This is a genomic window from Microcoleus sp. MON2_D5 (assembly GCF_036701905.1).
Lineage (GTDB): Bacteria > Cyanobacteriota > Cyanobacteriia > Cyanobacteriales > Microcoleaceae > Microcoleus.
This window is the reverse complement of sequence record NZ_JAUBRM010000204.1, coordinates 1-3,124: the sequence shown is the minus strand read 5'-3', so window position 1 is coordinate 3,124 and position 3,124 is coordinate 1. Positions and strand designations below refer to the sequence as shown.

Annotated in this window: 4 protein-coding genes; 1 reads left to right on the top strand and 3 read right to left on the bottom strand. The window is 41.5% G+C overall.

Going from position 1 to position 3,124, the window contains the following annotated elements:
- Positions 1–243, top strand: a 243-nt coding sequence (locus QUA47_RS30570) for a hypothetical protein (RefSeq protein ID WP_333433587.1), incomplete at its 5' end; no start/stop codon positions are given.
- Positions 244–755: 512 nt separating this feature from the next.
- On the opposite strand, the gene QUA47_RS30565 is transcribed toward QUA47_RS30570, so the two are convergent.
- The 3 genes from QUA47_RS30565 to QUA47_RS30555 all read right to left on the bottom strand — a co-directional run bounded on the left by QUA47_RS30565 (position 756) and on the right by QUA47_RS30555 (position 2,547).
- A complete protein-coding gene (locus QUA47_RS30565) occupies positions 756–1,121 on the bottom strand; it encodes a DUF1614 domain-containing protein (protein WP_333433588.1) in 366 nt (121 codons plus the stop codon).
- 684 nt (positions 1,122–1,805) lie between these two features.
- Entirely contained in the window at positions 1,806–2,039 is a 234-nt protein-coding gene (locus QUA47_RS30560; RefSeq protein WP_333433586.1) for a hypothetical protein, read from the bottom strand.
- A 91-nt stretch (positions 2,040–2,130) separates the two neighbouring features.
- Entirely contained in the window at positions 2,131–2,547 is a 417-nt protein-coding gene (locus QUA47_RS30555) for a DUF3024 domain-containing protein (protein ID WP_333433585.1), read from the bottom strand.
- Positions 2,548–3,124 lie beyond the last annotated feature (577 nt).

Genomic DNA, 3,124 nt, shown 5'->3' with positions numbered 1-3,124 from the left:
TCATCTTTTTTCACAGTTTTACTAGCTTTTTCATTTTGGCGCTTTTTTCATATATTTGCAAAAGTGAGATGCACCCTAGTTTTCGAGATGCTGAAGATACTCACAGAAAAACGTTCAGCAACAATTTTTGTCCAAGAACTTGAACGGGCTATTCAAGAAAGATTTCATGTAATTCCTTTGCAACAGCAAGAAGTTCAAAGAGTGATTAATGCCTGGTTCAATTCGCAGTCATTCATCACATAACGGAATTAGGAAATCAGTTGATTGAGTTTATTGAAAATCCCTGTATCAAACCTGAATCAATGTAAATTTAATTAGTTCCGAATCGCTCTTTTTATACCGGAGTTTTAGGCGAAGGCGATCGCAGCGGTCAAATCCGGTGGGAATTAGAAAAGTGCGATCGCCCATCGAAACTAGAACTTAGATCCGCCGCTACCGCAGAAAGCAGAATAACAGAGTTCTACAGGTTTAATCAATGCGGCGAAAGCTGGTGGTCTTTGACCGGGGGCTGGTATGTACCGCCCGATTTAACAAACCCCTGCCGTTAATGTGAAGGGATTCTTGTTTCACAGGGATGGAGAGCGAATTTACTTGCAGGCAAGCGTCATAGGCGGTATGCCCTACGGCTGCAACTCCTCTAAATTATGGCCGATTATGCTAGAAGAATCTACCGAAAATAAGTAGATAACCAAGCCATTGTAGCAGGAAGCCATTCAGCTATTATTAAAGCGCACAAACCGCATTGCGCTATCCCATCATCCAAGGAAAGCACCTCCGATACTAAGGGGAGTTGCAGCAATTTCGGGGCGAACATCTTTTAGGTGTAGTAAATCAGCTCCAATCGTCGTTCCCAATACTCCCCCAGCAAAAGCAACTGACACATCATAGCGATTCACTCCGTCACCAACCAATGCCATTGCTGACAAAACTGCAACAATCGTGATCAACCAAAACTTCGATGTTTTAGTAACAATGGCTATTCCTGGTATGATTGTCACTAAGAAGTAACTTATTAACCCAACGACCGCCGTTACTATCAAAATTGCTTCTTGTTGAACGCGATGGAATTGGTAAAGCGCCAAAATAATGGGAATCAACCCTCCTGATACATTTAAACCAATATAACCCTAAATTTTAGATGGGGCTTTGTATGAAGGTAAGCAACGCTTGAACAATAAAAGCGGAAGTAGTTCAAAGCTGACTTGCTGTTTTGATTGGCACTTTGCTGTCAATAGAAAAAGTGGTAAATTGATAAAGTACCCCAAAAAAACTGCAATAAGGAGAGGTAAACCTAACCCTGGGGCCATGCCCAGTCGAGTAATTAGGGTTGAAAACACAATTGGATAGATTTTGAAAATCATAATACTTGTGACTCCCAAACTAATTATTAGGGAAACCACAAAAAGTAGGAAAAATATAAGGCATCCTAGACCTGATTTTGGATGAAAAACCCAGCTCGACTGCCCTTCTCTAATGACGTAAACATTATCGTTAAACCAGCGGATAAATTGTTGCTTTAATAAATACATCGCCAAGATTAGTAAGTAGATATTACATTCTTTTGTTCAACCTCTTATGCTGCTAAAAATACGGATTTAGACCGACGTTTTTATTCATAAATCATATTTACAATGGAAATCTAGTTGGGCGATTTTGATAATTTGAGATTCACTTTAGTTTTGGGTAAAGAATGAATGCTTGATTTGAAATTAGTTAACATTATTCCATAAGCGAGAGAATCGGTCAATTCATAAAAGTCATAACTTTAATTTCATAAAAGTCATATTTTGAATCCGTGGACTTGTTTAGCATTGAAGATCTCGATCGATTTTTTCGATCGCCACCGTGGCCACCGCCACCATAACCGCAGCCAACGCTATAACCGTCTCCACCACCATGATTGATTGTCTCCAACTGAATTCAAGATAAATCGGAGGTGGTATCCGTGTAAGTTGTTGCTTGCGAATCGCATTTATCCTGTACCCGCAGAGCCAACTCAACACCTGATAACATTTTTGGCTCCATCCCGTACAAATCATTCAGAATTGGCTTGACCTTGGAAAACACAAAATACTCCGTCAGGAGAGCCAATTCGATAATTAAAAGAACGATTGCCAATTAGAGCAACGATTAAGGATGTAACAGGGGATTGTTTCTAATTTCCGATAAACATTCTTCTAAAGACAAACCATGCAGAATTTCCCACCATTGCCCCGTATGTCTCATGTAGGCCACATTAAAACAATCTGGCCCAACATATTCTAGGCGGGCGGAGCGAGACTCAAAAGACGGGGAAATCGCCCTCGGACTCGGACAATTATAAGTTGAGCAGAAGTAAAAATAGTTGCGATACCACTTGCCAAAGATATCCGTTCGATAGTTGAAATCATGGTCTGTGGGTGGAGAGTCGATATATTTGGGCTTAAATTCTGTTTGAATTAACTCATTACATTTTTGTTCGATTAATTGTTTCTCAGTATCAGGCACTGTAGGTTTAGACTGTTTGGGAGGAGAAGAAAGCCAGAGCTTTTTTGCTTTTTTTGCCATTGAATTTGTTTTCCTGATTCTCTAGGTAGAATTGAAACGACAAAATCGATCGTTCGACCTACTGTGAAGGTAGTGGCTGCTTGCAACAACCTTTGTTGGGCTACTTATCAAGGCGGCGTGAGCCTCCAAGTAATGCGAGCCGCTTTTGTCAAACGGCGCAATCTATGCCTTGATTGGGTGCGGTGCGGATGATTTGTAGCAAGCACGCTCTCGTATTGATAATACTTAATTTTCCCCGCGAAACTGCCTTACTCAAAACTTTTGGCTCCATCCCATACAAATCCCGTAGCACAACCTTGACGTTAGGAAACACAAAATACGAACGCCCGTTGCCCAATGCGGTGATTAAACACTTTCTAACCCAGATACCACAACTACGAGCGTGTCACACTGCGCCTCTTGTTCTGCCTAGCTATGGATTTGGTGCTGGGCTCCGCGTTGCAATCCACTTTCTTTTTTTGGCTCTAAATCTTCTTCAAAGCGATCGGGGTACAGCGAGGGATTAAACTCAGCGAGAGTGTCACCAATCCCGCTGGTCTTCAAAACCGTGCATGAGACTTTCACCTCACACGGCTCC

What these genes read in the sequence shown, in the direction of transcription:
- QUA47_RS30555 (WP_333433585.1), bottom strand. Translation starts at nt 2,547, where the DNA reads ATGGCAAAAAAAGCAAAAAAGCTCTGGCTTTCTTCTCCTCCCAAACAG.
- QUA47_RS30560 (WP_333433586.1), bottom strand. Translation starts at nt 2,039, where the DNA reads ATGATTTGTACGGGATGGAGCCAAAAATGTTATCAGGTGTTGAGTTGG.